Genomic DNA, 2,575 nt, shown 5'->3' on the forward strand with positions numbered 1-2,575 from the left:
TGAATATTCTTGTGCGATGAAATCGCACTTCCGGAAATTTGGGAATCAGATGTCCGGAAGTGGAAATCACCTATGTAATTATGCGAGTTTACTCGCGTAGTTCTTTATCCAAACCATATACCTCACGCATTGATCTATCATGTTCAGTATCAATGCTTGTAATATTTATTCGATAACTGTCGTGAGCAATACGGTCAATGATTGCATCTGCCAGAGGACTGTCACCACCGCCGAGCTGCTCATACCATTCCTCGAATGCATACTGGGAACAGAAAATCGTTGAAGATTTCTTACGTCTCCTATGAAGTAGTTCGAAGATGTCCCTTTGTTCCGAATTCGTTGGTTTCAATAGAAGCCACTCATCCAGGATCAGAACAACTGGATTGGCATACTTTGCCATGACTTTTTTGTAGTTACCATCTGCCCGTGCTGTCTCCAGATCCATAAGCAGATCAGGGAGTCGGACATACTTGGTATTGAAATACTGCTTACAAGCCTCCATGCCAAAGGCACAGGCCATGTATGTTTTACCACAGCCTGTAGCGCCGGTGATAAAAAGATTTCGGTGTTCAGATATATATTCGCAAGTTGCAAGTCGGTTAATGAGATCCTTGTTAAGCTTGCGTCCGGAAGTGTAATTGATATCTATAATATTTGCTTCCGGCTGGTCGAATCCAGCATTATGGATTAGCCGTTTCAGACGGTTGTTTTTCCGATTGCTGTATTCAATGTCTACCAGCATACCAAAGCGATCCTCAAATGGTACTTCTCTAAATTTAGGATCAGCCAGCTGGTTGCGGAATGCATCTGCCATAGTGGTAAGGCGCATTTCAATTAATTTATCTATTGTACTTTGATTGGTCATATGTGTTTACCTCCGATAGTAATCGGCACCTCTTGTGATGCCGTGTGCTTTATGTGTGGTCGTGGATTCAGTAGTTTCTGATTCCGGCTTTACAGAACCGGTTACAAGGATGTTTTTAATACTCTTGTAACTGGGCGAAGATGTATAGGACAATGCCTTTTTACAGGCTACTTCAAGCAATGCATCTGAGTATTTCTCAGCAAGCTTCAGAAGTCCCATACAACTTCGGTAGGTCTGTTGTTCCACACGTTTGGAGGTCAGTATTGCATTGACCACAGTGTACGTATTTATGCCAATCCGCTCAGCCCATTTGCGGAACCGGTCGCCGTTCCATTCCAGATATTTCAGGTGGTCTTCCGGCATATGTTCCGTGACCGTGCTGTACTGCCCAGGGCGTCCTTTCAGACGACGGTGGGAAGCAATGCGGTTATGATTGTAGAAAATTTCAATAGTAGTATCTGTTACCTTTACATCCACTTTCTTTTTGATGTATTCATAAGGAACTGAGTATAGCATTCCATCCACAGATATGTGATAATTGAACTGGACGGTGGCTGTCTTCCAGTCGCTCAGTTCAAAACGGGTAGAAGGTAATGGTGCCAGCAATGGTTTTTCTTCCTCAAGAAATAAGCTTCGCCGACTACCCTCTTTCTTTTGAAAGAGCCTTTGGTTGAACAGTTCGAGCTTGTCTCTGATTGCACGATTTAATTCGGCAAAGGAGAAGAACTGTTCATCCCGAAGTGCTGCTGTAATCCAGGTAGAGATATTTCCTACCGTCCCTTCAGCATTCGGCTTATCCTTGGGAGCCCTGACACGCGCCGGAATAATAGCAGTGCCATAATGCTCAGCCAGTTCCTGATAGGTCTCATTGATCTGCTGGTCTTTCCATCCGCCATTATGAACAACTGCAGTTTTGCAATTATCCGGTACGAGGATTCTGGCAACACCACCAAAATATTCGTACATATGGACATGTGCATTGATCCATGATTTCTGTTTCATGTCCAGAAATGCTTCCACGTATGCATACTGGCTGTAAGTCATTACACCGACAAATATGTATGCTTTGATGATTTCGCCGGTATCAGGATCAATGACTGTTGCAGGATCACCTGCCCAGTCAACTTCAACCTGCTCACCGGGTTTACGGTTGATATGCATGGTAGCACGATGCTTCTGCTCATCCTGTTGGATGTGATAGCAGAACTGTGAATACATGAGTGGTTCTTCACCATTGGCACGGCAATCCTCCATGTATTCCGTCCATAGGAGTTTTTTGCTTACGCCGTTGCGAAGCAGCTCCTTACGGATGTAATCATAATCCGGCATCCGCTTCTTGGCAGATACCTTGCTCTCTTTAGAGAACATGAGCCTTTGAAGTTCTGTGTCGGTCATTGATTCATCAAGAGGCCAAGAGATATTTAGTTCTCTGGCACGTTTTTGAACTTTGACGACAGTTTTTTGTGAAACACCACAGCTTGCCATGATGTTGCGTTGTGAGAATCCCAATCCAGTAAGCCGGATGATTTCTCGATATTTGGTCATAATCGTGACCTCCTCATAATGAATTTACACTATAAAGTGCATAACATCATTATAAGGTTTTAGGAAAAATGCGATTCCCTTTTTTCCGGAATCGTGATTCCGTAAAAAACGGAATATTGATTTCCATACGCCGGACAGGTGATGGATTTCACCCCGGATTATTCA

General features: G+C 43.7%; 2 protein-coding genes. Both read right to left on the reverse strand.

Annotation, left to right across the window (positions count from 1 at the left end; all coding sequences use genetic code 11):
• Window positions 1-88 precede the first annotated feature (88 nt).
• Window positions 89-865 carry an IS21-like element helper ATPase IstB gene (istB, locus tag MUB35_RS30275; protein WP_055058762.1) on the reverse strand — a complete coding sequence of 259 codons (777 nt, stop codon included), beginning with the start codon at window positions 863-865 and terminating at the stop codon, window positions 89-91.
• 6 nt (window positions 866-871) lie between these two features.
• On the reverse strand, window positions 872-2,410 hold the full coding sequence (gene istA / locus MUB35_RS30280) for an IS21 family transposase (protein WP_055058761.1): 1,539 nt from the start codon (window positions 2,408-2,410) through the stop codon (window positions 872-874).
• Window positions 2,411-2,575 lie beyond the last annotated feature (165 nt).

It is taken from the genome of Blautia sp. NSJ-175 (assembly GCF_022867815.1).
Taxonomy (GTDB): domain Bacteria; phylum Bacillota; class Clostridia; order Lachnospirales; family Lachnospiraceae; genus Blautia; species Blautia celeris.

What these genes read in the sequence shown, in the direction of transcription:
- istB (WP_055058762.1), bottom strand. Translation starts at nt 865, where the DNA reads ATGACCAATCAAAGTACAATAGATAAATTAATTGAAATGCGCCTTACC.
- istA (WP_055058761.1), bottom strand. Translation starts at nt 2,410, where the DNA reads ATGACCAAATATCGAGAAATCATCCGGCTTACTGGATTGGGATTCTCA.